Source organism: Paracraurococcus lichenis (genome assembly GCF_030657435.1).
Classification (GTDB): Bacteria; Pseudomonadota; Alphaproteobacteria; order Acetobacterales; family Acetobacteraceae; genus Paracraurococcus; species Paracraurococcus lichenis.
Genome location: NZ_JAUTWS010000218.1, coordinates 1 through 3,388 on the forward strand (window position 1 = coordinate 1; position 3,388 = coordinate 3,388).

2 protein-coding genes are annotated in these 3,388 nt (G+C 66.7%); both read left to right on the forward strand.

The window, feature by feature from the left end:
• Positions 1-936 (forward strand): transposase (locus tag Q7A36_RS38955; RefSeq protein WP_305109170.1); only part of this gene is annotated, 936 nt, incomplete at its 5' end.
• 342 nt (positions 937-1,278) lie between these two features.
• On the forward strand, positions 1,279-2,646 hold the full coding sequence (locus tag Q7A36_RS38960; protein WP_305109171.1) for an ISKra4 family transposase: 1,368 nt from the start codon (positions 1,279-1,281) through the stop codon (positions 2,644-2,646).
• Positions 2,647-3,388 lie beyond the last annotated feature (742 nt).

Consider the following 3,388-nt stretch of genomic DNA (forward strand, 5'->3'; position numbering starts at 1 on the left):
CTGCGCAACCTTGGCGAGGCCGTGCACGCCGTCGTCGAGCGTGAGCACGTCGCGGTTCATCGTGCCGGCAAGGCACTGATGGATGATCTTGCCGGGACACCACCCCTGACGGCTGCCGCGGCCCTGTCGGAGCCGCAGCCTGCTATTCCAGAGCAGCCGAGTGCCGAGGCCCGGCCTGGCCAGGCAGCGCGCGAACGCCGGCAGGTCCGCTTCGAAGAGGCGAGCCGGCTGCGTGCGCTGGGCCTGTCGATCAGCGAGATCGCCCGCCGGCTTGGCGTCGAGCGCAAGACAATCCGCCGCTGGCTGCGCGCCGGCGGCCCACCCTCCTGGCGCAAGCCGCGACGCGGCTCGGCGCTTGACGCCTACACCAACTATCTCGAACGGCGTTGGGCCGAAGGCTGCCACAACGCCACCCGACTGTGGCGCGAGGTGGTCGCGCAAGGCTTCCCAGGCCGTCCTTCGACCGTACGGGCTTGGGCCACACGCCGGCGGCAAAGCGAGCCCGCTCGCGTTCGAACGCCGGTCACGATCAACGGCCAGCCCTGGCAGCCGCCCTCAGGACGTCACCTGGCTCGCCTGCTGACGGCCGAAACCGAAGCTCTCGAGCCTCTCGACAGGGCCTTTGCCGCGCGGCTGCTCGACGAGGTGCCGGCCCTCGCCAACGCGGTCGCCGCCGCCAGGCGTCTCGCTTCGCTTCTGCGCAAACACAGTACGGAGGCGCTTGAGGCGGTGCTGACCGCAGCGGAGGCTACCTCCCTTGCCGGCTTCGTCAAGGAACTGCGCAAGGATCTCCCTGCCGTGCAGGCTGCGCTCGATCTGCCCTGGACCACCAGCCCCGCCGAAGGGCAGGTGAACCGGATCAAGCTGATCAAGCGAAGCATGTATGGCCGCGCCGGCTTCGACCTCCTCCGCGCTCGTGTCCTTCACGTCGCCTAAACCCGCAACGACCACCCCTTGCACGCAAAGTGACGAAGAACCCTCAGCCGCTCGGCGCTACATCGCTCCCTGGTGCGCCAGACATCTCCCACTTGCTTTGCGATGAGCAGAAGGCATCGAGATGCGGTCGCTTCGCCGAGCCGCCGCCAGGATCCAGCCCGGCGAGGCGACCCCGCCGTCAACCGCGTTCGATGACCAAGTATATCAGCGCCTCCGCATCCGGGTCGGGGTTCTCTATGGCGTGCGCGACATCGGTCCGGCAGCTGGGGACCGCCTCATGTTTGGGGGTAGGAATGGATCAGCTATAACCTGCGGTGGAAGGCTTTCTGTGGGGTAGCGCGCGTGGCCTGGATTGTGCGGCTGGTGGAAACAGGCGCTGGTGGTGATGTTCAGAGCACGGATCTGGTGGAAATCGCGCAGCCGGGTGACCTGAGCGACATTGCCAGTCTGGGCCTGCGCTTGGCCGAAGCGAAGGAGGTGCTGGCCGCCATTCAGCGCGAGATCGTTGGTGCCCAAGCCAGGGACCACGCTGTCCGGCGGCCAAGCTGCCGCGCCTGCGGTGGCGCCTGCCACGTGAAGGATTACCGGCAGAGGCGGCTCGCAACGCTGTTCGGCGAGGTGACCGTTCGGCTGCCGCGGTTCCGCTGCGTCGCCTGCGACGGGATCGAGAGCGGGGTCGAGTGGCCGTCGTACTGCAGGTCGACGCCCGAGCTCGATCGACTGCAGGCTCACCTCTCGGCGCTGATGACCCATCGGACAGCAGCGGATATGCTGGAGCAGATGTTCCCGGTCGACGCCGGCAAAGATCATGAGACCCTTCGTCGCCATACCCTGACGCTCGGTGAACAGCTGCAGCTTCGCCCAGCAATCGCGCCTGTGGACCCAGCGGCGGCGATCTCCGTCAGCGTGGACTCGACCTTCATCCGAAGTTGTGAGGAGGGGCAGCGACATCTGGAGGTCAAGCTTGGCAATGCCGAGACCGAGGCTGGCGCCCGGCAGGTGTTCGCCGCCGTCGTCGGATCGGAGACAAACGTCGTGGCGCTGATCGGCTGCACACTCGACAGCGTTGGCCGGACCAAGGCTTCGGTGTTGACCGGGTTCACCGATGGATGCGCTGGGCTGCGGTTGACTCTGGCCGCCGCCGGCGTCACCGCACCGCCGATCCTCGATTGGTTCCACATCGCCATGCGGCTGCAGCACCTTGAGCAAACCGCCAGCGCCTTGTCAGCCGATACGCCAGCACGGCAGGAGGCAAAGGCGATGATCGTCGCAGAAGCCGACCGGCTGCGGTGGCGTTTGTGGAACGGCAAAGCCAAGGATGCCCAAGCCAGCATCGAACGCATCCGCGCCGTCATCCATCACTTCCGGGGTGAGGCCGGCAGCCGCCGATCGATCGCGCCCTCGCGGAAGCTGTGGACCGCACTGTTGGCGCTGGACCGCTATCTGGTCAGCCAGGCCGACTGGACCGTCAACTACGCCGAGCGCCACCGTGCTGGCCTGCGGGTCGGGACCGCGATCACCGAGGGGACGGCCAACTTCCTGGTGAACCGCCGGATGAACAAGTCGCAACAGATGCGCTGGACCCGACGGGGTGCCGATCTCCTGCTGCAGGTCCGCTGCGCCGTGTACAACGGCACCTTCGGTTCCGCCTTCGGACAGCGGTTCACGCCAGCAAACGACAACCACCCGACCTTGGCTGCCGCCGCCTGACCCCCAAACGTGAGGCAGTCCTTAAGATCAGCGATACCCACAGTGACACGGCGACGCAATCTCTCGCAGGTTGTCGAGGCGCCCCGGCTACTAGCCCGCCACTTCGTCGTGTTCCGGGCGTGAAATGCTACGCTCCGGTGTAACTCGGCCCACCCAGTCCCCTGCCGCGGGTCGCATCATCTCAGGAGGGCGATGTGCATGCCGCCTACGCTGCCCTCATTGCCTCCGACTTGCGGCATTTGCCGACACTGGGGCGCGCCAAGCGACAGCGGCGGGATGCATCGCAACTGCAAAGAAGAGGAGAACCTGCAGGAAATGGGCGAGCGTCTGCGCGCGATGTGGGAGAGGTGCCCGCGTTGGACGTCGCTGCGAAAATAGGATGAAGCCCTCGCCGACTGCTGCCCGTCACCCTTCCGGTGACCAGTCCTGCAACCGCAGCATAACGGCCTCCGCCGTCCGCATCACGTCGGCCGCGCTCTGCTCTATTCCTCGAAACTCCGCACGGTCACGGTCTGAGCGCCAGATCGCCCACATCCAGTGGGACCCGTCACCTGTGACTGAAAGATTGTAGTCGCCGACTGTGGCCGCGTGCTGCGTTAGCGTCCCTATCTGCGTGTCGGTCCACTCGGTCATCACGCCGTCCCCGTGTCACGCGTCAGCCCGCGCGCTACGTCCTCCGCCGCGACCTTCGCTGTGGCGAGTGCACTCCCCCGGGTCTCGACATGGCCGTGTCTGCGGCATC